22 protein-coding genes are annotated in these 24,363 nt (G+C 66.1%); 3 read left to right on the forward strand and 19 right to left on the reverse strand.

What is annotated here, in order from left to right; genetic code table 11:
- Positions 1–173: 173 nt before the first annotated feature.
- The 8 genes from ACW2Q0_RS06830 to tkt form a co-directional block, all read right to left on the reverse strand.
- Positions 174–980 carry an SDR family NAD(P)-dependent oxidoreductase gene (locus ACW2Q0_RS06830; protein ID WP_457187286.1) on the reverse strand — a complete coding sequence of 269 codons (807 nt, stop codon included), beginning with the start codon at positions 978–980 and terminating at the stop codon, positions 174–176.
- A 303-nt stretch (positions 981–1,283) separates the two neighbouring features.
- The gene (locus ACW2Q0_RS06835) at positions 1,284–1,763 is read right to left on the reverse strand and encodes a hypothetical protein (protein ID WP_457187288.1); all 480 of its coding nucleotides are present in this window, start codon (positions 1,761–1,763) and stop codon (positions 1,284–1,286) included.
- A 174-nt stretch (positions 1,764–1,937) separates the two neighbouring features.
- Positions 1,938–4,145, reverse strand: a complete 2,208-nt coding sequence (locus tag ACW2Q0_RS06840) for a thiamine pyrophosphate-dependent enzyme (protein WP_457187290.1) — start codon at positions 4,143–4,145, stop codon at positions 1,938–1,940.
- A 154-nt stretch (positions 4,146–4,299) separates the two neighbouring features.
- Positions 4,300–5,061 carry a 6-phosphogluconolactonase gene (gene pgl / locus ACW2Q0_RS06845; protein WP_457187292.1) on the reverse strand — a complete coding sequence of 254 codons (762 nt, stop codon included), beginning with the start codon at positions 5,059–5,061 and terminating at the stop codon, positions 4,300–4,302.
- Entirely contained in the window at positions 5,054–5,962 is a 909-nt protein-coding gene (opcA, locus tag ACW2Q0_RS06850; RefSeq protein WP_457187743.1) for a glucose-6-phosphate dehydrogenase assembly protein OpcA, read from the reverse strand. Before opcA ends, pgl begins: the two co-directional genes overlap by 8 nt.
- Positions 5,959–7,518: a glucose-6-phosphate dehydrogenase gene (gene zwf, locus ACW2Q0_RS06855; protein ID WP_457187294.1), complete on the reverse strand. Its 1,560-nt coding sequence runs from the start codon at positions 7,516–7,518 to the stop codon at positions 5,959–5,961. Before zwf ends, opcA begins: the two co-directional genes overlap by 4 nt.
- 4 nt (positions 7,519–7,522) lie before the next feature.
- Positions 7,523–8,653 carry a transaldolase gene (gene tal, locus ACW2Q0_RS06860; protein WP_457187296.1) on the reverse strand — a complete coding sequence of 377 codons (1,131 nt, stop codon included), beginning with the start codon at positions 8,651–8,653 and terminating at the stop codon, positions 7,523–7,525.
- Between the two features lie 6 nt (positions 8,654–8,659).
- A complete protein-coding gene (tkt, locus tag ACW2Q0_RS06865) occupies positions 8,660–10,801 on the reverse strand; it encodes a transketolase (protein ID WP_457187298.1) in 2,142 nt (713 codons plus the stop codon).
- 306 nt (positions 10,802–11,107) lie between these two features.
- Here tkt and ACW2Q0_RS06870 point away from each other — a divergent pair, with 306 nt between their 5' ends.
- The gene (locus ACW2Q0_RS06870) at positions 11,108–12,097 is read left to right on the forward strand and encodes a heme o synthase (RefSeq protein WP_457187300.1); all 990 of its coding nucleotides are present in this window, start codon (positions 11,108–11,110) and stop codon (positions 12,095–12,097) included.
- 325 nt (positions 12,098–12,422) lie between these two features.
- On the opposite strand, the gene ACW2Q0_RS06875 is transcribed toward ACW2Q0_RS06870, so the two are convergent.
- Positions 12,423–13,388 carry a quinone oxidoreductase family protein gene (locus ACW2Q0_RS06875; protein ID WP_457187302.1) on the reverse strand — a complete coding sequence of 322 codons (966 nt, stop codon included), beginning with the start codon at positions 13,386–13,388 and terminating at the stop codon, positions 12,423–12,425.
- 61 nt (positions 13,389–13,449) lie between these two features.
- On the opposite strand from ACW2Q0_RS06875, the gene ACW2Q0_RS06880 reads away from it, so the two are divergent.
- Positions 13,450–13,800: a hypothetical protein gene (locus ACW2Q0_RS06880; RefSeq protein WP_457187304.1), complete on the forward strand. Its 351-nt coding sequence runs from the start codon at positions 13,450–13,452 to the stop codon at positions 13,798–13,800.
- Positions 13,801–13,805: 5 nt separating this feature from the next.
- Here the strand turns inward: ACW2Q0_RS06880 and ACW2Q0_RS06885 are convergent, their stop codons facing one another.
- The 5 genes from ACW2Q0_RS06885 to ACW2Q0_RS06905 all read right to left on the reverse strand — a co-directional run bounded on the left by ACW2Q0_RS06885 (position 13,806) and on the right by ACW2Q0_RS06905 (position 17,378).
- The gene (locus ACW2Q0_RS06885) at positions 13,806–14,549 is read right to left on the reverse strand and encodes a respiratory nitrate reductase subunit gamma (protein ID WP_457187306.1); all 744 of its coding nucleotides are present in this window, start codon (positions 14,547–14,549) and stop codon (positions 13,806–13,808) included.
- Between the two features lie 143 nt (positions 14,550–14,692).
- Positions 14,693–16,144 carry an SPFH domain-containing protein gene (locus ACW2Q0_RS06890; protein WP_457187308.1) on the reverse strand — a complete coding sequence of 484 codons (1,452 nt, stop codon included), beginning with the start codon at positions 16,142–16,144 and terminating at the stop codon, positions 14,693–14,695.
- A gap of 9 nt (positions 16,145–16,153) precedes the next feature.
- On the reverse strand, positions 16,154–16,363 hold the full coding sequence (locus ACW2Q0_RS06895) for a hypothetical protein (protein WP_457187310.1): 210 nt from the start codon (positions 16,361–16,363) through the stop codon (positions 16,154–16,156).
- Between the two features lie 87 nt (positions 16,364–16,450).
- A complete protein-coding gene (locus tag ACW2Q0_RS06900; protein ID WP_457187312.1) occupies positions 16,451–16,678 on the reverse strand; it encodes a helix-turn-helix domain-containing protein in 228 nt (75 codons plus the stop codon).
- 7 nt (positions 16,679–16,685) lie between these two features.
- On the reverse strand, positions 16,686–17,378 hold the full coding sequence (locus tag ACW2Q0_RS06905) for a type 1 glutamine amidotransferase domain-containing protein (protein WP_457187314.1): 693 nt from the start codon (positions 17,376–17,378) through the stop codon (positions 16,686–16,688).
- A 191-nt stretch (positions 17,379–17,569) separates the two neighbouring features.
- On the opposite strand from ACW2Q0_RS06905, the gene ACW2Q0_RS06910 reads away from it, so the two are divergent.
- Positions 17,570–18,406: a hypothetical protein gene (locus ACW2Q0_RS06910; protein WP_457187316.1), complete on the forward strand. Its 837-nt coding sequence runs from the start codon at positions 17,570–17,572 to the stop codon at positions 18,404–18,406.
- A 39-nt stretch (positions 18,407–18,445) separates the two neighbouring features.
- On the opposite strand, the gene pip is transcribed toward ACW2Q0_RS06910, so the two are convergent.
- From pip to mptB, 5 genes are all read right to left on the reverse strand, one after another.
- A complete protein-coding gene (pip, locus tag ACW2Q0_RS06915; protein WP_457187318.1) occupies positions 18,446–19,435 on the reverse strand; it encodes a prolyl aminopeptidase in 990 nt (329 codons plus the stop codon).
- Positions 19,436–19,471: 36 nt separating this feature from the next.
- On the reverse strand, positions 19,472–20,446 hold the full coding sequence (locus tag ACW2Q0_RS06920) for a COX15/CtaA family protein (protein WP_457187320.1): 975 nt from the start codon (positions 20,444–20,446) through the stop codon (positions 19,472–19,474).
- Positions 20,447–20,566: 120 nt separating this feature from the next.
- Positions 20,567–21,358, reverse strand: coding sequence for an ABC transporter permease (locus tag ACW2Q0_RS06925; RefSeq protein ID WP_457187322.1), 792 nt, complete (start codon positions 21,356–21,358; stop codon positions 20,567–20,569).
- On the reverse strand, positions 21,355–22,287 hold the full coding sequence (locus ACW2Q0_RS06930) for an ABC transporter ATP-binding protein (RefSeq protein ID WP_457187324.1): 933 nt from the start codon (positions 22,285–22,287) through the stop codon (positions 21,355–21,357). The genes ACW2Q0_RS06925 and ACW2Q0_RS06930 overlap by 4 nt, the downstream gene beginning before the upstream one ends.
- Positions 22,288–22,415: 128 nt before the next feature.
- Positions 22,416–24,164: a polyprenol phosphomannose-dependent alpha 1,6 mannosyltransferase MptB gene (mptB, locus tag ACW2Q0_RS06935; protein WP_457187745.1), complete on the reverse strand. Its 1,749-nt coding sequence runs from the start codon at positions 24,162–24,164 to the stop codon at positions 22,416–22,418.
- Positions 24,165–24,363 lie beyond the last annotated feature (199 nt).

Genomic DNA, 24,363 nt, shown 5'->3' on the forward strand with positions numbered 1-24,363 from the left:
CGTAGCGGCACGCGGTATCGGGATCGTTCCCGTGCTGGAGCGCACTCGCGCACCGCATCCGGGCGTGGTCTATGTCGATATCGTGGATGCGCCGTGATCCATATCTATCCGACTTGGCGGGTCAAGCCCACGCTGTTGCGGTCGGTCCAGCGTTTTCTGAGTCTGCCTGAATCTCAGTCGTTGCGCGGAATGCGGCCGTCGACGTCGGTGAAACCATACTCTTCAGCGAGATCCGCAATGCGCCAAGCCGATCCGGAGCGTTGGCAGCGGTCCGGGTCGGCGGCCAGTGCGATGACGGCACGACCCGGAAAGCGGGGCGATTCGGCGTTGTCGAGATCGAAGGTGCCTTCGCCGGGCAGGGTGACGACCCGTCGGCCGTCCTTATCGCGTGGAACCATCTGCAGCAGTTCGGTATCGACGATTCCGGGCCACAGTGAGACCACCGTGACGCCCGTTTCGGCGAGGTCCGCGGCCATATCCGAGGTGAGGCGGTCCAGCGCTGCCTTGGCGACACCGTATACCGCGTTGTGCATGTAGCGCTCGGCGCCGGGAGAAGAGATGTTGGCGATCAGGCCCGCCGACTCGATCAGCAGCGGCGCCGCGAAAACGCTGGCGACGTAATGTGATCGAACGCCGACGTCGAAGGTCTCGTCCCAGGCTTGCGGCGGCACCTCCCAGAACGGTTTGCCCAGCCAGCGCGCGGCGGCAGGGGCGTTGTAGACATTGTTCACCAGCACATCGAGGCGGCCGTGCTCATTGTGGATTCGCTCGAAGAGCCGTTGGACCGCATCGTCGTCGCGGTGATCGCAGACGACCGGAACCCCCACGCCGCCGAGTAGGTCTATCTCCGCGACAGTCGCGTGCACAGTCCCCGGTAGTCGGCCCGGTATGGCCGAGCGCCCGGTGATGTACACCGTGGCGCCCGCCGCGCCCAACTCCAGCGCGACGCCCTTGCCGATGCCGCGGCTCGCACCGGTCACCACCGCGACCCGGCCGCCTAGAACCTGAGATATTCCGTACACGATCCAGGGACATTACCGTTAAACAAGAACACGTTCTAGCAAATGGAGACCGTGGTGGAAGTGACCCATCGGTTCGTGACGAGCAACGGCATGCGCATGTATGTCGCCGAACAGGGCGAGGTCACCCGGTGATCTTCTGCCACGGCGGATGCGGGCCACCTGGTGCAGTTGGAACGCACCGCCGCGGTCAACACCGTGATCAGCACCCACCTGCGCGATCTGGTCCCTGATCCGGCGCTGACGCAGTAGTCGACGTGCAGGTCAGCGGTATTCGTCGGTGAGTTCCGGGTAGTCGGCCCAGCTGGGCATGGGGCGTTGGTCCAGATAGGCGGTGAGGCGGTCCAGCAGGTACTGCCAGCGCGGGCCGACCGAGCAGGCGTCGGCGGGGCAGACGTGGCGGCGGATCAATTCGAGATTGGTGACGACGCCCACCTGGGTCATATGCACTTCGACGATGCCGCCGTCGACATGGATGACCAGATCATGTGGTGCGCGGCAGTCTTCGACGCGGATCGCGATGGGGCCGGGGACCGGTCCGTCGAATGGTTCGATGGTGAGGTTGCCGTTGCCGCCGATGACTTTGCCGAACCAGCGATCCAATTGCCGGCGTTCTACGCAGGCGGACCATACGTCGAGTACGGGCATGCGGAACGATCGCAGATAGTGCAGGAGCACCCAGTCCTCCTCGATCGCCCGATCGTGTTCGGGTCGCACCTCGCCGAGCATGGACATCGTGGTCATAGCCGTGCCCTTTCGCCGCTGGTCACCGTGTGTCCACTGTATTTGCTCGGTGGTGCCGTCGAATCCGGTTCACCGGAAGTCGGCTACCGCGTGTCGGATCGGTCGGCGCCACCGAACCTGCGCATGCGCCGATGAATCGCCCGCAATCGAATTCGTGGTTGGAACGGGGTTCATCTACCGCCCAGGGCGGGTGACGAGATCGATGGCGGCGGATTCGATTCGGGATTCGTCGAGGAGGACGGTGTTGGCGGCCGGGCCCAGGGGAATGAAGGAATCTTCGCTGGTCACGCGGGCTATGGGGCCGCTGAAGCCGACGTCGATCAGGGCGGTGCAGAGGGATTCGGAGATACCGCCGGTGTGACGCGTTTCGTCGGCGATCAGGACTCGGCCGGTTGCCTGGGCGTGGTGTAGGAGGTCGTCGAGGGGGAGCGGGGACAGCCAGCGCAGGTCGAGGACGCGGGCTCGGATACCGCTGGACGAGAGGCGTTGGGTTGCACGCAGACTCATGGGGACGCCGTTGGCGAAGGTGACGATGGTGAGGTCGCTGCCGTCGCCGTAGCTGCGGGTGCGGCCGATCGCTATGTGGTCGGTGTCGGAAGGTGTTGCGAGCCAAGCGTTATCGTCGGGGTGGTGCAGGTCGCGGGTGTGGTAGAGAGCGATGGGTTCGAGGTAGAGGCAGACGCGGCCGTCGACGCGAGCGGCCGAGACGCAGGTGCGGAGCATGGCGGCGGCGTCATCGGCGCGGGCTGGGGACGCGATGATCAGGCCCGGGATATCACGAAGTGCCGCAATGGAATTGTCGTTGTGGAAGTGGCCGCCGAACCCCTTTTGATAGCCATAACCAGCGATACGGACGACCATTGGATTTCGGTACTGTCCCTGCGAGAAGTACGCCAGTGTGGCGGCTTCTCCGCGCAACTGGTCCGCCGCGTTGTGCACGTATGCGAGATACTGGATTTCCGGAATCGGCACGAATCCGGCGAGCCCGGCGCCCAAAGCCGTGCCCAGCACACTCTGTTCGTCGAGCAGCGTATCGAAGACCCGGCGAACTCCGAACTGCTTCTGCAGGCCCTTGGTGACGCCGTACACGCCGCCCTTGCGCCCGACATCCTCACCGAAGACCAGCACATCTGGATCTCGATCGAGCAGTGCGGCGAGCGTCTGATTGATCGCCTGCGCCAATGTCGCCGAATCACCTTGTGTAGCTGTGCGCTCCGCCACGCCGGACCCGAGCGGGCCTCGACGGAAGACGTCGGCCTGCACCAGGTCTGGATGCAGCGGGGCCAGCGGCGCCATCACCGCGGCGGCCGAGGTCAATTTCGTTTCGCTACATACCAATTCGGCCATGGTGGCGACTCGTCCGCCGATATCGTCGTAGCGTGCGATGACTTCGGTCGGGGTGGCGACGCCGGAGGTGACCAGGAGGCGGGCGGTCGCGGTCACCGGGTCGCGGCGTAGGTCGGCAGCGATATCGGTAGGGCTGCGGTAGGCGGATTCGACATCGGATCCGGCGTGGCCCAGGAGTCGTACGGTGCGCAGGTGGAGGAAGGCCGGCTTACGGTGTTCGCGCACCCAGTCGGCTGCCTGGATCGCGATTGTCGCGGCATCGAGGAGATCGCAGCCGTCGGCATCGAAATACTGCAGGCCGAGGCGGATGCCGTAAGACTGTTCGATCCAGCCGGGCGGCGTTGGGACGCTGATGCCTATCCCATTGTCCTCGCAGACGAACAGCAGCGGCAGCGGCACCCCTTGGCGCGCGGTATGAATCGCGGCATTGATGGCACCGGCGGCAGTGGAGTGATTGGCCGACGCATCGCCGAAACTGCAGAGCACCACCGAATCCGACGGCCATTCGCAGGCGAGGTCGAGCCGTGCCGCGCGCTCGATCGCGAAGGCGAGTCCGACGGCGCGCGGCAGATGTGACGCGATAGTGGAGGTCTGTGGGATGACCGCGGCCGGTTTGCTACCGAAAACCTTGTGACGGCCACCGGATATCGGTTCGGCGGCCGCTGCGACCACGCCGAGCAGCACATCTCGGATCGGGTCGAGACCGGGTACCTGTCTGGCCCGCTGCACGAAGAATGCCCCGGAGCGATAGTGCAGCAGCGCCGGATCGGTGGGGCGCAGAGCTGCCGCCACCGCCGCATTGCCCTCGTGTCCGGATGATCCGATGCTGTAGTAGCCGCGCTTGGCGCTGCTCAATCGGCGTGCCGCGAGATCGAGATGCCTACTGGTCGCCTGTGATTCGAACAGGTCCAGGCATTGGGCTCCGGTAAGCCCGGCACCCTCGAGCTGCTGCTCGACGGGGCGGCTCGGCCGTGGCTCCAGCGCCGATAGCTCGGCACGGAACCGCTCATCAAGATCGACTCGCTGTTCGGTCACGCTGTGATCATCGCCGACGAGCGCCCCTTCGGGAAACCGGTATCTGGGAAATTTCCGAAAGTATTCTGATCACCTCGGTGATTGTGAGAAATTTCTCCGGGCGTGCCGGTCTAGAATCGCTTATTTGTTGATTATCGCCGCAGGGGCTGCCGAGTTAGTTCGAAGCACCTGGCAGTGCCGCAGCGGCGTCCCGATCCAACAGCCACGTGGTGGATTGCGACCCGACGGCACCCGCCGCGGGAATCTCCACCGGATCGGCACCCGCAATCGCCGCGGCAACGGCGTCGGACTTGGCCGCACCACCGACGACGAGTACGACATGTCGGCTGTGCCGTACCGCGGGCAATGTCAGGGTGACCCGCACCGGCGGCGGTTTGGGCGAATCCGGTACCGCGACAACGAGTTCGTGCTCTTCGCGCACCGCATCGGTATGCGGGAACAGTGAATTCACATGCCCCTCGCCACCCATACCGAGCAGATGCAGATCGAAGGCCCCGTGCTCGGCCAGGTGTGCGTGCACCGCCGCCGCATACTCCGCGGCGGCCTCGACCGGATCCGGATATTCACCATCGGAGGTGGCAACCGGATGCACCCGCGACGGATCCACCGGCACATGATCCAGCAGCGCCGCACGCGCCTGCAGATCATTGCGCTCGGTATCGCCCGCGGGCACGAATCGCTCGTCGCCCCAGAACACATCGAGCCGCGACCAGTCGATATCACCGGGCGTCTTGCGGACCGATTCCAACAGTCCGATCCCGGTTCCACCGCCGGTCAACACCACCGATGCGGAGCCACGCGCCGCCTGCGCTGCCGCCACGACGGCGACGAACCGCGCGGCCGCCGCGGCGACCAAGGCATCGGTGTCGGCGTGTACTTCGACGGTGTTCGCCGGAAAGTCCGCGCGCTCACTCATAGGTCACCCTCTCGATTCCGGCGAGCGCCTCGGCATAGATCTCGTCGGTATCGAGCCGACGCAGTTCCTCGGCGAGGCAGTCGCGAGTTTCCCGGCGCGCCAAGGCGATTCGCTGATCCGGATCACCGGTGCGGGTCAGTGTCGCGGTGCGTCCGGTCTGCGGTCGCTCGATCGCGATCGACACTGTCGGGCGATGCACCTCCACTCGCAACGGACCCGAGCGGCGCCGCACCGGACAGTCGAGCCGGGCGGCCAACCAGCCCGCGAGCATATCCAGCGCGGGTTCCTCGTGCAGTCCGGAGATGATCACCGAATCCACCGGCTCGAACGGCGGCTCGTCCATGGCGGCCGCCAACAGCGCCCGCCAATAGGTGATGCGACTCCACGCCAGATCGGTATCCCCGGAGGCGTAAGAGCCGAGTCGTTTCTTGATCGTCGCCTGCGGATCGGCCGCGAAGGTGGCATCGGTGATGCGGCGAGTCGCCAAGCGTCCCACCGAATCCTTGGACGGGAACTCCGGGGCTCCGCGCGGCCACCAGGCCACCACGGGCGTGTCCGGCAGTAGGAATGGGATGACGACACTGTTCTCGTGGTTGATCAGATCACCCTGCAGCCGCAGCACGATCACCTCGGCCGCCCCCGCATCACCGCCGACGCGGATCTGGGCATCCAATCGCGCCTCGGCCTCACGATCCCCACGCGCGAGAACGACGACGCGACAGGGATGTTCGCGGCTGGCGTCATTGGCGGCGTCGATGGCGTCCTCGGCCTCGGAGCTGTCCAGCGTGCACACGACCAGGGTCAACACCCGGCCCATGGTGATCACACCATTGCTCTCCCGAAGCCGCACCAGGCGTTTGGTGACCTCGGCGGTGGTGGTCTGCGGCATATCGACGATCATGGCCGCCGCCATTCGCGCCCGGTGCGGGCCAGCATCTCGTCGGCCGAGGCCGGACCCCAGGTCCCCGCCTCGTACTGTTCGGGTTTACCGTCGGCGGCCCAGTGCTCGAGCACCGGATCCAGGATGCGCCAAGACAATTCGACCTCCGCGTTCACCGGGAACAGCGACGGCACCCCGAGCAGCACATCGAGGATCAGGCGCTCGTAGGCCTCGGGGGAGGATTCGGTGAACGCCTCGCCGTAGCTGAAATCCATATTGACGTCGCGCACTTCCATGCCCGACCCCGGTACCTTCGATCCGAACCGGGTAGTAATGCCCTCATCGGGCTGCACCCGGATCACCACCGCATTCTGTCCGAGATCCTCGGTCATGGTCTGGTCGAACGGCAGATGTGGGGCCCGCTTGAACACCACCGCGATCTCGGTCACCCTGCGGCCCAGCCGTTTTCCAGTGCGCAGGTAGAACGGTACGCCCGCCCATCGCCGGGTGTCGATCTCGAGGGTGATCGCCGCGTAGGTCTCGGTGCGCGATTGCGGGTCGAACCCCTCCTCGCCGAGCAGACCCACCACATGCTCACCGCCCTGCCATCCCTCCGCGTACTGGCCGCGGGCGGTGGTTTCATCAAGGGGCTCGACCAGCTTGGTCGCCGAGAGCACCTTGATCTTCTCGGCCTGCAACTGCTTGGGCTCGAAGCTGATCGGCTCCTCCATGGCCGTCAGTGCGAGCAACTGCAACAGGTGGTTCTGGATGACATCGCGGGCCGCGCCGATGCCGTCGTAATAGCCCGCGCGCCCGCCCAAGCCGATGTCCTCGGCCATGGTGATCTGCACGTGGTCGACATAGTTGGCATTCCAGATCGGTTCGTAGAGCTGGTTGGCGAAGCGCAGTGCCAGGATGTTCTGCACCGTCTCCTTGCCGAGATAGTGATCGATGCGGAATACCGTTTCCTCCGGGAACACCCGGTTGACCAGTGCGTTGAGTTCGACCGCAGTGCCCAGATCGTGGCCGAACGGCTTCTCGATCACCACCCGGCGCCACGGCTTGCGGCTCTCGCCATCGGTTTTCACCGGTAGGGCCAGTTTGTGCTCGGAGAGCTGATCGAGCACCAGCGGGAACATATTCGGCGGAATCGACAGGTAGAAGGCGTGATTGCCGCCGGTGCCCCGGTCCTTGTCGAGCTTCGCCAGGGTATCGGCGAGTTTGGCGAAGGCGGAATCGTCGTCGAAGGAACCCTGCACGAATCGGATGCCCTCGGCAAGGTGGTCCCACACCTCCTGCCGAAAGGGTGTGCGGGCGTGCGCTCTTACCGCCTCGAGCACGACCTGCGCGAAGTCCTCGTCCGCGTAGTCCCGGCGGGCGAAGCCGACCAAGGCGAAGCCCGGGGGCAGCAGCCCACGGTTCGCCAGATCGTAGATGGCCGGCATCAGTTTCTTCCGGGACAGATCGCCGGTGACGCCGAAGATCACCATGCTGCACGGTCCCGCGATGCGGGGGACCCGCTTATCCCGCTCGTCGCGGAGCGGATTCTTCCAGCTATTCGTCTGAGTGCCGGCCATCGGGTCAGTTATTCCCGGACTTGGCCAGTTCGCCTGCCGTGGCGGAAAGCAGCTCCTCCCACGACTTCTCGAACTTCTCCACACCCTCGCGCTCGAGCACCTCGAATACGTCGTCGAGGTCGATGCCGACCGCGATGAGCTTGTCGAAGACCTCCTGCGCGGCCGCGCCGGTACCGCTCACGGCATCGCCCCGGATCTCGCCGTGATCGGCGACCGCCTCGAGCGTCTTCTCCGGCAGCGTGTTCACCGTATTCGGCGCGACCAGCTCGGTGACATACAGTGTGTCCGAGTAGTCCGGATTCTTCACACCCGTCGAAGCCCACAGCGGCCGTTGCCGGTTGGCGCCGCTGGCGGCCAGATGCGTGTAGGTCGAGGTATGCGCGCCACCGTCGAAGACGTCCTGATATTCGACGTAGGCCAGGCGGGCATTGGCGACACCGGCTCGACCGCGCAGTGCAAGGGCTTCCGGCGTGCCGATCGCCTCGAGTCGCTTATCGATCTCGGTGTCCACGCGGGAGACGAAGAACGAAGCGACCGAATGGATCTTGGCCAGATCGTGGCTGGCGGCCTTGGCGCCGCGCAGACCGTCGAGGTAGGCGCCCATCACTTCGCGGTATCGCTTGACGGAGAAGATCAGGGTCACGTTGACGCTGATGCCCTCCGCGATCACCCGGGTGATCGCGGGCAGGCCCGCCTCGGTGGCCGGAATCTTGATGAACAGGTTGGGCCGGTCCACCGTCTTCCACAGGTCGATGGCCTGCGCGACCGTCCGGTCGGCGTCGAAGGCCAGGCGCGGGTCGACCTCGATGGAGACCCGGCCGTCGACGCCGTTGCTGGCCTCGTAGGCCCCGGCCAGCACATCGCAGGCCGCGCGCACATCGTCGGTGGTGATGGTCCGGATCGCGGAATCCACATCCGCACCTCGAGTGGCCAGCTCTTTCACCTGGCCGTCGTAGGCGCGGCCCTGGCTCAGGGCGCCCTGGAAGATGGTCGGATTGGTGGTAACCCCGACGACGCTACGGGTTTCGATGAGTTCGGCCAGATTGCCGGACTGGATCCGGTCCCGCGACAGATCATCGAGCCATACCGAGACGCCCGCGGCCGAGAGGGCGGCGAGGTTTTCGTTCTGTGCCATGAGCTCTTATCCCTTCACGTTTTCCAGCGTGCGCTGCGCGGCAGCCACCACGGCTTCCGCGGTGATCCCGAACTCGCGGAACAAGGTTTTGAAGTCGGCCGAGGCGCCGAAGTGCTCGATCGACACGATCTCACCCGCATCACCGGTGAACCGGTACCACGGCATCGCGATACCGGCCTCGACGGCCACGCGCGCGTCGACCGCGGGCGGCAGCACTTCGTCCCGATACGCCTGGTCCTGCGCGCCGAACCACTCCACACATGGCATCGAGACCACCCGGGTTCCGATGCCCTGCGCCTCCAGCGTAGTGCGGGCGGCGACCGCGAGTTGGAGCTCGGATCCGGTCGCGATCAGGATGACCTGCGGGGTTCCGGTGGACGCCTCGGCCAGGACGTAGCCGCCCTTCTTGACGCCCTCGTAGCTGGTGCCCTCGAGGATCGGCAGATCCTGGCGGGTCAGCGCGAGCGCGGACGGGCCGTCCTGGTGTGCGGGTTCGGAGACCGAGAAGTGCGAGGTGTGCTCGCTGCTGTCGCGCTCCAGGATGGTGCGCCAGGCGTAGGTGGTCTCGTTGGCGTCGCCGGGGCGAACCACGTTCAGACCCGGAATCGCGCGCAGCGCGGCCAGATGTTCGATCGGCTGATGCGTCGGGCCGTCCTCACCGAGACCGATGGAGTCGTGCGTCCACACGTAGATCGCGGGCACCCGCATCAGCGCGGCCAGGCGCACGGCCGGACGCATGTAGTCGGAGAACACCAGGAAGGTGCCACCGTACGGACGCGTCGGGCCGTGCAGGGCGATACCGTTCAGGATCGCGCCCATGGCGTGTTCGCGCACACCGAAGTGCAGGGTGCGGCCGTACGGGTTGGCCTTCCACATACCGGTCGAAATCGATTCCGGACCGAAGCTCGACGCGTCCGGCATGGTGGTGTTATTGGATTCGGCGAGGTCGGCCGAACCGCCCCACAGTTCCGGCAGCACCGGTGCCAGCGCGGCGAGTACCTTGCCGGACGCCTTACGGGTGGCCATACCCTTCGGATCCGCCTCGTAGGTCGGCAGATTCGCGGCCCAGCCCGCGGGCAGCTCACGCTTGGCGAGCCGATCGAACAGCGCCTTGTGCTGCGGGTTGGCGGCGGCCCACGCGTCGAACTGCTGTTGCCAGGCCGCATGCGCCTGCCGGCCGCGCTCGATCACCTTGCGGGTGTGCGCGATGACATCGTCGTCGACCTGGAAGTTCTGTTCCGGATCGAAGCCCAGGATCTTCTTGGTGGCGGCCACTTCGTCAGCGCCGAGCGCGGCACCGTGCGCGGCGCCGGTGTTCATCTTGTGCGGGGCCGGGTAGCCGATGATGGTGCGCAGCACGATGATCGACGGCTTACCGGTCTCCGCTTTGGCCGCGGCCAGCGCCGCCTCGATGGCGACGACATCCTCACCGCCCTCGACCACCTGCACATGCCAGCCGTACGCCTGGTACCGCCCGGCGACATCTTCGGTGAAGGCGATGGTGGTGTCGTCCTCGATGGAGATCTTGTTGTCGTCGTAGATCACGACCAGGTTGCCCAACTGCTGGGTACCCGCCAGCGAGGAGGCCTCGGAGGTGACGCCCTCTTCCATATCGCCGTCGGAGGCGATGACGTAGATGAAATGGTCGAACGGGCTGGTGCCCGGTGCGGCGTCCGGATCGAACAGACCGCGCTCGCGCCGCGCCGCCATCGCCATACCGACGGCGGAGGCCAGACCCTGACCCAGCGGGCCGGTGGTGATCTCGACGCCGTCGGTGTGGCGGAACTCGGGGTGGCCCGGGGTGAGCGAGCCCCACTTGCGCAGATGCGCGAGATCGTTCAGCTCCAGACCGTATCCGGCCAAGTAGAGCTGGATGTACTGAGTGATGCTGGAGTGGCCGCAGGACAGCACGAAGCGGTCTCGGCCGACCCAGCTCGGATCACTCGGGTCCAGGCGCATGGTGCGCTGGTAGAGCGTGTAGGCCAGCGGTGCGAGGCTCATCGCGGTGCCGGGGTGCCCGTTCCCGGCTTTCTGTACCGAATCGGCGGCCAGAACCCGAACGGTGTCGACGGCCTTGGTGTCCAGATCCGTCCAGTCGTCCGGGTGGTTCGGCTGAGTGAGGGCGCGGATGTCGTCTGTCACTGACACGACCGAGGTTCTCCTGACATTGGTTTCGTCGACGGTGGCGGAGGCGTGCACGCACGGCAGCGGTGGAATGCGAACCGGTTTACCCCAACTACCCTAGATGTGCCCGATGACCGGCATGTGAGGAACCCGGCTTACCCAGAGTGTCGAATCGCTCCGGCAGTGTGCCGGAGCGAGGGGCTATGGAACGAGGGCTGTGCGGCTGGGTCTACCATCGTCTGTAGTAGTTGCCGCCTCGCACCAGCTCGAGCCGGGGGAGCGCGGTGGTGGTTCATGCCGGATGCGATGCACAGCGTGCGAGGAGAGATAGTGCGGATTGGGCAACAGCCGGGTGGCAATGGCGCACACGGCTCCTCCGCGACGGCGCTGGCCGACCGGTTTACCGGTGATGGCCTGCTGTCCCGACTACTGCGGCGACCGCTCGCCTATATCGCGTTGACCAAGCCGCGCGTCATCGAGCTGTTGCTGGTCGCGACCATCCCGACGATGCTGCTTGCCGATCGTGGCCATGTCGATATCCGACTGATCCTGACCACGCTGCTCGGCGGTTGGATGGGCGCCGCCAGCGCCAACACGCTCAACTGCGTCGCCGACGCCGATATCGACAAGGTGATGAAGCGGACCGCGAAGCGACCGCTGGCCAGGGCGGCCGTGCCGACCTCGCACGCCTTCGTCTTCGGCGTGACGCTCGGCATCGGCTCGTTCGCCTGGCTGTGGTGGCAGGCGAATCTACTCAGCGGTCTGCTGGTCGTCGCGACAATCCTGTTCTACGTCTTCGTGTACACCCTCGGACTGAAGCGCCGCACCTCGCAGAATGTGGTGTGGGGCGGTGCGGCCGGATGTATGCCCGCGCTGGTCGGCTGGTCGGCGGTGACCGGAAATATCGGCTGGCCCGCGATCGCGCTGTTCGGTGTCATTTTCTTCTGGACGCCGCCGCACACCTGGGCATTGGCCATGCGCTACAAAGAGGATTACCGCGCGGCCGGTGTGCCGATGCTGCCGGTCGTGGCCACCGAGCAGGCCGTCACCAAGCAGATCGTCATCTACACCTGGCTGACGGTGCTCACCACCCTCGCATTGGTCCCCGCGACCGGTGTGGTCTACGCGGCCGTCGCCCTGGTGGCCGGGGCGTGGTTCCTACTCATGGCGCACCAGCTGTATTCCGGTGTCCGGCGCGGTGAATCGGTGAAGCCGCTGCGACTGTTCCTGCAGTCCAACAACTATCTGGCCGTAGTGTTCTGCGGTCTGGCGGTGGATTCGGTGCTCGGCTGGGACACGATCGGCAGCTTCTTCGGCTAGATCAGCCGAGGGGTATTCGTCGGGCCGGATTGGTACGGCGTCGCCGTCGACCGTGTCGTCAGCGGTGAAGGCGTGACCGTCGGCGTCCATGACGTATCGCCGCGCCCAGGCGGATCACCGTGTACACCGGGCTCTGCCGGGCGGCGGTTTCGTCGAATGACAGCAGCGTCGCACGCGGTCCGCGGAACAGGTCGAACAGCTGAATCCGTCGGCCCTCGAGTTGTCACCGTTGCACGGTCTCACCCGACACAGATGTGCGAATCGGCGGCTGGGCACTGGATTCGAGGACCACTGGCCTCGCCGCCGCATGGACGCCGGTAGCGCGTTACGGCACCAGGATGATCGAGCCGGTGGTCTTGCGCCCCTCGAGATCGCGGTGCGCCTGCTCGGCCTCGGCCAGCGGATACGTGGCACCGATCCGCACGTGCAGAGTGTCGTTGGCGATCGCAGTGAGGATATCGGTTGCGCGCCAGAGCAATTCGGCGCGGTCGCGGGTGTAGTGCCCGAGCGTGGGGCGGGTGACGAACACCGACCCGGCAGGGCTGAGCCGCTGCAGATCGAAGGGCGGCACCGGGCCGCTGGCCGCACCGAAGAGGGCGAGCATGCCGCGCACCCGCAACGACGAGAGGCTGGCCTCGAAGGTGGCCGCGCCGACACCGTCGTAGACGGCGGCGACGCCGACGCCCTCGGTGCGGGCGCGAACCTGCTCGGCGAGATCATCGGTGTAGCGCAGCACCTCGGTCGCGCCCGCTTCGCGGGACAGTTTCTCCTTCGCGTCCGAGGAGACCGTGGTGATCACCCGCACGCCGCGCGTGGCGGCGAGTTGCGTGAGCAACAGGCCGACACCGCCCGCGCCCGCGTGCACCAGCACGGTTTCGCCGGGTTCGGGCTTGTAGATCGATTCGATCAGGTAGTGCGCGGTCATACCCTGTAGCAGCGCGGAGGCGGCGACCGGTGCCTCGACGCCGTCGGGCACCTTGACCGCGACCGCGGCCGGTACCGCGACCCGCTGGGCATAGCTGCTGGCGGCGGCGGCCCAGGCGACCCGGTCGCCGATGGCGAATTCGGTCACATCCGCGCCGACCTCGGCCACCACGCCGGAGCCCTCGGCGCCGGGAATATAGGGGACCGCCTGCGGGTATCGGCCGGTGCGGATATAGGTGTCGATGAAATTGACACCGATCGCCTCGGTGTCGACGAGCAGCTGATCCGGACCGATCTGCGGATCCGGCACCTCGACGTATTGCAGAACTTCGGGACCACCGTGCTCGGAAAACTGGATAGCGCGCATGAGATCCGTTCTACACCCACAGGGTCTCGACCCGAACGTACCGGTCAGTAAACTAACCGCCATGAGTGCTCAAGCCGCCACCGCTGCCGTGCAGTTGTCGGGTTCCCTGGTGGATTCGGTCAAGAAATTCGTCGCCGCGCAAGGCGGCTCCGCTACCGCCGTGCTGCAGCCTATCGGTCGCGCGGGCGTGCGCGTCACCCTGGTCGGCTCCGACGGTGTCCTCGGTGACCGGGTGGTCGACAATCTGGCGATGGCCAAGGAATTGGTCGAGACCATCGACGGTCTCACCGAGGCCGATGAATGGGACCGCGAGCTGATCTCGGTGGTGACACCGCGCAAGGGCCACTGGGCCAAGATGGCCGGTTGGGTTGCCCGGCAGACCCGTTTTCCCAAGGCACGCAACGAGAACTGAGCCGTTCAGGCGCCCCCGTGGGGGCGGCCCCCATACCCCTCGAACTGCGGGCTTCGCCCCTTGGACCTCTGGTCAGGCTCCGTGGCCGCGCCGTCGCATCCGTGAGACTCGCATGGGGCGGCGTGCCGGACCCGCCGCACGACCGGGCCCGCGAAAATCCCCGCGAGCCGGGTGAAAGGCCAGATGGCGAGGAGCAGCAGCAGGATCAATCCGCGAGCCTGGTAGATGAGTGGGGCATGCTGCATGGCCTCTGGATAGGGGTCGATGGTGCACAGCGAGCGAAACCAGGCGAAAAGTGTTTCGCCGGTTAGATATTCGCGTCCGACCGTGATCGGGTCGAATTCGATGAGCACCCCGGACAGCAGTGCGGCCGTCATGGCCGGGAAGGTGATGCGGTCGAGCGGGGTGATGATCGGACGTGACGAACCCGCTATCAGATCGGGTAGGAACAGCAACACCGCCCCGATCGTGGCCGTCGCGACGCCGCCGACCTGCACGATGGCGGTGACCACGTGCAGCGCACCGGACGGGCGGGTGTGGGGTTCGGCGGTGATCACTTCGATCAGGCGGGTGAGGACGATCAGGCACACCCCGGACCGAAATGCCGTCGATCCGAACCGCTGGTTGCGGTCCAAGTCCGGGTAGCGGGTGTAGCTGTGGAAACCGTCGCGCCGGTAGCGCCACACATGACCGAGAATGAACGATACGAACGCGCTATAGGGCAGCGCGATCCACAACAGCGATGTCACGCGAGTTTCTTTCCGTTTGCCGACGAACGGACGTATCACGTTCGCAGAGACACCGAATGTCGAACAAGGGACCAACGGCACTTACCGACGGGTACGTCGGGTGGTAGCGGCGAGCCGTCCGAGGATCGCCGCCACCCCGCGGTCTACTTCTGAAGTTCGGCCTCGCCGTTCTGGTGCCCGTTCGTACTGAGATTCATTGCGGGCAATAGGGATTCGCGCGCAATCGAGGTGAGCGCACCCGCCTGTTGAATGATCTCGGCCAAGGCCGATGTGACACCTTGTGCGCCGTTCAACACCGTGAACTGGTCGACGTGTTCGAACGGCGCCGCCGCGGCGGCGACGATCTGCGGAAGCTTCTCGGCGATCTGCTGTGCGATGACGGCCTCCTGGTTCTGGCTCATCGCCTCGGCACGCTGTTGAATGCCCGCGGCCTCGGCGGCCATATGCGCGCGCACGGCATCGGCTTCGGCCAGACCTCTGGCCTTGATGGCATCGGCCTCGGCCTGACCGGTGAGCCGGGTGGCCTCGGCTTGGGCGGCGGCGCGCAGTTTGATCGCCTCGGCCTCGGCGAGTGCCTGCATCTTCGTCTGTGCCGCAGCGGCTTCCGCGCGCAGACGGGTCTCCTGGGCGTCGGCCTCGGCCTGGCTGATCCGCGCGTCGCGGCCAGCGGTGGCCAGGGTGGTCTGGCGGTAGGCCTCGGCATCGGCCGGCTTGCGGATCTCGACCTGCAGCTGCTGTTCCTTCTGTTGTGCTTCCAGTTGTGCGACGCGCGTAGCCATTTCGACGACGGCCTGGCGGGCCTTGGCATCGGCGAGCGGGCCCTGCTGGGCGGCTTCCTGACTCGCGCTGTCCACCTCCGCCTGGTATCCGGCCTTCTTGATCTGAGTATCGCGCATCGCGAGTGCGATCTGGGCCTGCGCGGCCTGTTCCTGTTCGATGGCCTCGCGCTCGGCATTGGCGCGAGCGATGCGGGCTTGCTGCTCGACTGCGGCCTGATGCGGGATCGCGAGATTGGCAATGTAATTCGAGCCGCTGGCAATGGACTGGATCTGGAAGCTGTCGATCACGAGTCCGAAGGACTCCATCTCCTGGGAGCACCGGTCGCGGACCTGCTCGGAGAATTTATCCTGGTCGCTGATCATTTCCTCTACGGTCATCGAACCCGCGATCGCGCGCAGATGACCGACGAAGACGTTCTGCACCTTGGTTTCCAGCTCCTCGGCCGGGCGATCCAGGAACCGGCGGGCCGCATTCGCGATCGACCGGTAGTCGTCACCGACCTTGTAGACCACCACACCGGCCAGCTGCAGACTGATCTTCTGCTGACTCACACAGGGGACGGTGATCTGACTTTCGTGCGCCTCCAACGAGATTCGGCGGACCTTGGTCAGACCGGGTGCCACCAGACTGCCGCGTCCGGTGACGATCCGGAAGCCCATGCTCTCGCCGAAGGTCTGTCCTTCGCCCGCACGGAATCCGGAGATGATCAGTGCCTCATCGGGTTCGGCGACCCGCCAGGAGAGCCGAAACAGTACGGCGGCCAGGAATAGCACAACAACGGCGATGCCGACGACGACCAGAATCAGGACGTCCATGATGATCCTTCATGTCAAGGGAGTGACTTCAACCGTGCGCCCACCCAGGCTCCCGACCACGAGCACCTGGGTATGCCTCGGAATGGTTGTCGCTCCGTCGGCAGGGCGCGCGAGAAATCGCTCGGTGCCCGCTCGCACCTCGATCAGAACTTCGCCGAGATGGTCCGGCTTGATCGTCGCGGTGACGCGGGCGATCTTGCCGATCACGTCTGTCGCCACCGACACCTCCCTGCCGCGGTTCGACCCCTCCACGTTAGACCTCGCGAATTCCGAGAGCCGTTGGCGCAAGCGATCTTTACGTTTCCCTTATGCCCTGGGGTTTCGCACCCTTGACACAACGGGGACGCGGGCGCTGAGCTGGCGAACCGCGTCCTCCATGTCGCGCACGTATCGGTAGACCGCCGACCGGGACATCCCCGTCGCCCCGGCGATATCGTCCATGGTGGTGCGTCGAACGCCGAATCGGATCAGGCGGCGCTGCGTGGCGTCGGCTACTTCGGTGGTCCGGTCGGCGGCCATCGGAGTCGGCCCCATTCTCGGGTCAGCCCAGCGCTTTGACGAGCTCTACGGCCAGTGGTGTCGACGATGCGGGATTCTGGCCGGTGTACAGATTGCGATCGACCTCGATATGCGCTGCCCACGGCTCGCCCTCGCGGAAGTCGACGTCGAGCTCGACCAGCCGGTCCTGCAGCAGCCACTTGGCCTTATCGGCGAATCCGGCCTGTGCCTCTTCGGCATTGGTGAATCCGGTGACCCGGTAGCCGACGAATGGGGAAGCGCCATCGATGGCGGTCGCGAGCAGTGCGGCGGGCGCGTGGCAGACGACACCGAGCGGTTTGCCCGAGGCCAGCGCAGCATTGAGCAGGGCGCCGGAGTCGGCATTCACCGACAGATCTTCCATCGGGCCGTGTCCACCCGGGTAGTAGATGGCGTCGTAATCGGCCAGGTCGACATCTTCGAGCCGGATCGGGCTGCGCAGCTCCGCGGCATCGGCCAGGACGCGGGCGATCTCCGCGGCACCGTCCGCCCCGCCGTTGACCTCGGGCGCGAGACTGCCCTGGTCGACCGTCGGCACGACACCGCCGGGAGTCGCGACCACGATCTCGTGACCCGCCGCCTTGATGGTCCGGTACGGTGCCACCATCTCTTCGGCCCAGTAGCCGGTCGGATGTTTGGTGCCATCGGCGAGCGTCCAATAGTCGACGCCGGTCATGACGAAAACAACCTTCGACATCGTGTGCCTCCTGATCGGGAATGGGACGACGCTCTGACATCGCGTATTCAGACCTGTCAGTTCGTCGCGATGTCGACGTTAGGCGGCCGGTGATCGAAGCATCAACAGGGCCGCCAATAGGAAGACGTCGGAATAATGATGGGTCTCTGGTTCCGGGTGCGGACGGTGTCCGGATCGTAGAGTGGGAGACGATGAACGCGGAGAAGGCGAGCGAGCTGGCGGCTCAGCGGGTCGGTGCCGCGCATGCCGACGCGCAGCAGCGCGTCGCGCTCGCCGAAAGCTTCTATCCACCCGAACTCCGCGCCTACCGTCGCGCCGAAATCGCCTTCCTACAGTGGGAGCTCACCCGCGGCGTCCTTCACGCCGAGACCGGCAGTCCGTGGTGGCGGGCCATCAACGACCGGCTGCTGCACGACAAATTGGAGGCCGCGCTGCTGCATCGTGCCGATGTGCGCGACGCGTCGACACCCGGTGCCCGGCTATGGCTCGAATTCCTCACCGCCCCTTCGCCCGCGGCGTGGTACCGGGCGCACAATCGCAGCATTGTCGCTGGTTACCTGCAACATCAGGAGTTGGCCGCGGCCGAACTGCCCGCCGAACGGTTGATGATCAATATGACGCTCATGCGGGTGCTGTTCACCCACGTCCTGGTGGCGCGGCCGACGCTCGCGCTCGGCCGGCTGGGCGCCCTCGGCGGCTGGTCGGCCGATCCGCGCCGCAGCTCGGTACGCCTATTCCTCGACCTGCGCAATGTGTTTCCCGAGGAGTATCCGCTGCCGAATATGTCTGTCGATGCGGTGCTCGCGCTGGAGGGACGCGTGGCACGGGCGCTCGATTACGGTTTGATCGTTCCGAAGCTGGAGCCGATATATGCCTTCGCCGCAGAGCAATTGGATGAGCCGATGATCGTCGGGCTCGTCGAGAACGGCGATCCGTGCTACGCGGGGCTGCGGATCCAATGGGGGCAGCTGGCGTCGGATGCGTTGATTCGAACGCTCGCACGCGTCACCCGGCCGCGTTTCGCGTAATCGGGTCTGCGGCACGTGCGAGCCGCAGTGACTCAATAATTAGCGGTCACTGCCGAATCGGGCCAACGCCTCCCGTATCGCGTGGTGCATGGCCGGGCTACCGGTATGGCCGGAATCCTCGATGACCCGAAGTTCCGCGCTCGGCCATGCCCGCGCCAATTGCCATGCTGTGTAGAGCGGTCCGGCAAGATCGAGGCGACCGTGGATCAGCACCGCCGGAATGCCCGCGAGCTTGTGCGCATCCCGTAGCAGCACGCCATCGTCGAGCCAGGCGGTATGGGCGAAGTAATGCGTGCAGATCCGGACCATCGCCAGCATCGCGTCATCCGGCTTCGCGCTGTACTGCCCCGGATTTCCGTGGTGTTCGTGCGCGATGATCGCATCCTCCCAGGCACACCAGTCCCGGGCGGCCTTGGCGCGCACGGTGGCGTCCGGGCTGTTGATCAGCCGGTGATAGGCCGCGACCAGATTTCCATCGCGCTCGGCTGCGGGCACCCCGTTCCGGAATGCTTCCCACTGGCCGGGCAACAATCGCGCGACACCGTGGTAGAGCCAAGCGATCTCCTCGGGCCGTGTCATCGTGACCCCGACGAGCACCACCGCGCCGACCCGCTCCGGGTATCGCTGCGCATAGGCCAGGATCAAGGTCGATCCCCACGAACCGCCATACAGCAACCATCGTTCGATCCCGAGATGCTCGCGCAGTCGTTCCATATCCGCGATCAGATGGTCGGTGGTGTTGTGCGCCAGATCGACGGCCGGGTCCGAGGCATGCGGCCGACTCTCACCGCATCCGCGCTGATCGAACAGGACGATCCGGTATACGTCGGGATCGAATAACTTCCGCGACCCGCGCCGGCCACCGCTGCCCGGTCCGCCGTGTACGACGAGCGCGGGCTTACCGTCCGGGTTACCGCTGGTCTCCCAATAGATCTGGTTCCCGTCGCCGACGTCGAGGAGACCGTACTCGTACGGCTCGATGTCCGGGAACGGTTGTGGCTCTTCGGTACTCGACGCTGATGTGTTCATCACCGCTCCTCCGGCGAGCGTGCGGGACGTGATCTGCTATGCCAGCTGTTCAGTGGAGTTGGGGACCGGGGTCGAGACGTGTTCGCGGGTGTGCAGGGCGGCCCAGAGGGCGGCGGTCGCGGCGGTGCAGGCGGCGGCGCCACCGACGTGGGTTGCGACGAGGGCGGCGGGGACGTCGGTGAAGTACTGCACGACGCCGACTAGGGATTGGGCGCAGACCAGGCCGAGCAGGACGAACAGTCGGGTGCGGACGGCGGGGGTGATGCCGACGGCGAAGAGGCCGAAGGCCAGACCGATGAGCAGTGCGAGATAGCCGACGAGCAGCTGCGAGTGCAGGTGCACCAAGGTGACGATTTCGACCTGCAGGCGTTCGACCGGTCGCTCGATGCTCTTATCGCCCGCATGTGGTCCGGCGCCGGTGACCAGCGTGCCCGCGATGAGGACACCGGCGAGCGCGACACCACTCAGCCCCGTCAGCCAACGCAGTGGCGCGGGCGCCTGGATCACTTCGATGCCGTCATCGGGTTCGCTCACCTTTGCGAACATGACCACCGCGACCCACACCATCAGCATCGACGCCAGCAGATGCACCGACACCGTCCACCACAGCAGGCCGGTGCGCACGGTGATACCACCGATGATCGCCTGCAGCACCGTGCCGCCCGGCATCAACCACGCATACACCAGCACCTCGCGACGGCGGCGGGCCCGAGTGACGGCGAGCACGATCAACGCCGCGCATAACGTCACCGCGAAGGTCAGCATGCGATTGCTGAACTCGACGGTCTGATGCAGTACCGGAACCTCGGCGACACCGGTCGGGGTGAAGCTGCCCGGGAAGCACTGCGGCCAGGTCGGGCAACCGAGTCCGGACGCCGTGACCCGGACGATCGCACCGGTGACGGCGATACCCGCCTGGGAGACGATGACCGCGACAGCGATCAGTCGCTGCACCCGCAACGAGGGCAGCGGGAGCAGATCGACGAGTCGCAGGAATGCGCGATTCAGCACCCGACGATGGTAGCCGGGCTACCTGAGCCGCCCGCACCCGGTCTACTACCTTCCGTCGTTGCGGCCCGCTCGACCTGGCGGCAACGGTCGAGCAGCCCCCGCCATCCGGTCTCGAGCGGACTAGTCGAAGCGGAAGAAGCGGGTCGCGAGGAACCCGGAGATGCCGCCCCACGCGGCGAGGACAGCGATGCCGAACCAGTCGATGCTGGTGCCCATGGCATCTTCCAGCGTGACGGCCAGCGCTCCGGACGGCACCAGCCGCACGAGCGCATTCACCGCCGCGGGCAGATCGTCGGACGCGAACACGATGCTGGCGATGCCGAGCATGACGAACCACAGGATATTCGCCAGTGCCAGTACGATCTCCGCCTTGAGTGTGCCGCCGAGCAGCAGACCCATTGCCGCGAAAGTGGCTGTGCCGAGCGCGATCACCAGCGCACCGAGTGCGAGCCCGGCGAGGTCCGGCCGCCAGCCGAGCGCGAATCCGATGGCCCCCAGCAGAATTGCCTGCAATACGACCACGATCAGCACCGCGCCACTCTTGCCCGCGACAATGCCCCAGCGGGGGAGCGGGGTGGCGCCGAGGCGCTTGAGCGCACCGTAGCGCCGATCGAATCCGACCGCGATGGCCTGTCCGGTGAAGGCGGTTGACATGACCGCGACCATCATCACAGCGGGCACGGTCTTGCCGACTCGGTCCTCGCCGAGATTCGCGAACGGCAACAGGCTGAGCCCGACCAGCAGCGTGATCGGAATGAACATGGTGAGCAGCAACTGTTCGCCATTGCGCAGCAGGAGGATCAGCTCGAGCCGGGTCTGCGCGGCCATCATCGCGAGGCGGCCGCTCGGGCGCGGATCGGGGGTGAAGGTGCCCGGTGCGAAGCGGTTCCCGCTGAGATCTGGCTGATTCATCCGCGTAGGTCCCGTCCGGTGAGTTCCAGGAAGACGTCTTCGAGGCGACGCTGATCGATCCGGATATCGGTCGCCAGCACATTCTGCTGCGCACACCACGCGGTCACCGTCGCCAGCACCTGCGGATCGATCGCGCCTTCGATCAGATAGTGTCCCGGCATCGTCTCGCGCGGCGAGAAGCCTTCTGGCAGCGCGGTTTTCAGCAGCCGCAGATCCAGTTTCGGTGGGGCGGTGAAATGCAGCTGGCCGGCCGCGCCGTGCGCGGTCACCTCTGCGGGTGTCCCGGAGGCGACTATCCGTCCGTGATCGATGATCACCAGTTGGTCGGCCAGTTGTTCGGCTTCGTCCATCATGTGTGTGGTGAGCAGCACCGTGACGCCGTCGCGGCGCAGCGCGTCGATGAGCTCCCAGACCATGAGCCGGGCCTGCGCATCCAGGCCGGCGGTCGGTTCGTCGAGGAAGACGAGCTCCGGCTTCCCGACCAACGCACAGGCCAGGGCGAGCCGCTGCTGCTGGCCGCCGGACAGGCGACGGTACGGTGTGCGCCGGTTATCCTGCAGGCCAAGGGTTTTCAGCAACCATTCGGGATCGAGTGGATCGGCGGAGTAGGCGGCGACCAGATCGAGCATCTCACCCGCGCGCGCCCCCGGGTACGCGCCACCGCCCTGCAACATGACGCCGATGCGCGGCCGTAACCGGTCGGAGTCGGCGATCGGATCGAGTCCGAGCACCCGGACCGAACCGGCATCCGGGGTTTTGAAACCCTCGCACATTTCGACGGTCGTGGTTTTGCCGGCGCCGTTCGGTCCGAGCAGGGCCAGCACCTGGGCCTGCTCGACCGCGAAGCTGATCCCGTCGACTGCGGTGGTCTCGCCGTAGCGCTTGACGACGCCTTCGATACACACGGCGGGTCCCGAGGCTGCGGTCACCATCGCGCCTCGGTGCTCGGCTCTGTCGCGTCCAAGGGTGCTGTGCCCATCGTGCGTTCGCTTCGCTCCCTCACGGTGTGACACCGTAAGCGGTCGACGGATGTGACTCGGACGACACCCCTACCTCGTCAGTTCTGCGGTCCGGCGGAACCGGCCGCGGTGGGCGCCGGGCCGGCACCCACCTGGTTCAGTCGCCACGGCAGCGACTTGCGGGTGGCCAGGATCATCAACGTGCAGGTCAGAATGGTGATACAAGCCGCGTAGACAAGGACGAAGGGCTGGATTTCGCTGCCCGACGGCATGAGCATGACGCTGATCGTCGCCGAGGCGATTGTCGCCGGGACCCGGAAGGCGGGTCGGCTGGCCCACGCCGCCAGCGGGACGATGCCCCAGAGCAGATACCACGGCTGCACCACCGGGAACAGCAGGACGACCGCGCCGAAGGCGACGCCCAGCGCACCGACCGGATGCAGCCGGCCCCGCCAGGTGGCCACCATCAGCCGCACCACGATCAGCGAGGCCGCGATCGCCGCGATCGGCCGGGTGATACTCAACAATGCGGTGGTGTGGTCGCCCAATCCCAGCAGGACGCCGCCGAATCCGGTGACGACCCCCAGTGCGGTCGGCAGCGACATCCAACTGCGCACCGAGTTGGCCATGGTCAGAGTGTCTATCCAGCCGAAGCCGAGACCGCTGCCCAGGCATACCGCGAGCATGACGGCACCCGTGACAGATCCGAGGAATAGCGCGGATCTGAGCACGGCACGCCAATCGCCGCCCCATTTTCGGCTCAATGCCATCCACACGAAAGCCAGGGCCAGCATGGATGGAATCTTGACCATGGCGGACAGTGCTATCAGCGTGGTGCCCGATAAAAGCAGCGCGAGTGCGTGTCCACGCATCGGTCCGATACTGCTCAGGGCCGCCAGGCAATACTCCAACCCGACCAGCATCAGGCCCAGCATCATGGCCTCGTTGTGCACACCGGATACCAGGTGGAATATCACGAGTGGGTTCACCGCGCCGAGCCATAATGCGGCTACCGGCGATACTCGGCATCGCTGTGCCAGTCGTGGCAGTGCCCACACGATGCAGGCCACGCCCAGCAGCGCCAGCATCCGGTGCAGCAGCACTCCGGCGAGCATATTGTCGCCGACGATTTCGGCGATGCCCTTACCCAGCCAGATCGACAGCGGGCCGTAGGGCGCGGGCGAATTCTGCCAGATATTGGGGACGCTGCGCGTCAGAATATGGTCCTGGCCGAGTCCCTGCACCGGGCCGACGTCATAGGGATCGAGTCCACTCGCCGCGATCTCCCCTTGGGCCAGATAGGAATAGACGTCCTGACTGAACATTGGGGGTGCGACCGAGAGCGGAATGATCCACAGCAGCAGCGTGCGGTCCAATTGGGAGCGGCTGATGCGGCGAATGCGGTTGGACTGCAGGCCGAGTGCGAATCGGCCGAGCAGCAGCCATGCCAGCATCACGATGACCGTGCCGACCATGGTTGTCGCCAGCCCCGAATTGTGCACGCGCGCGGGCAGTCCGAGGATCGCCTTGCCGTAGGTCGGATTCTGCAGTGTGGGTTGGGCGCCGAGGCCGAGGGCGCCGATGGCCATCATGACCGAACCCGTGGCGCCGAGGAGTCGGACCCGGCGCAGTTGCGCGGTCTCCTGTGGGTTGAGTTCGGCAGCCTCGGGTTCATTGATGTGCAGGGTGTCGCCGACGGTGTGGTCGGGCGCGACATCCAGGCCGATGATCCGCCGTCCCAGCGCGACGGCGGTGCTGATCGGCGCGGTCTGACGCAGGCGAATCAGGGTGCCCGAGGTGGTCGACCGGCTGCCTCCGACACCTGGTTCGCCGTGTTCGCCTGACATCACGCGGCCAGCGTAGCCGATACGACCGGCGGGTCCGGTGCGCCGCGGGGCACGTTCGGAATCGGGCTCGGGCACGGCCGCGGGCGTTCGAATCGGCCCACGGTTCAGCCCAGTAAGTGCGCTGACGGATTTAGGCCAGCGAGGTGTGGCCTAAATCGCACTCGCAATTCCGCAGCGGGGCTGGGGTCGGTCGTCGCGC

This window comes from Nocardia citri, assembly GCF_054065835.1.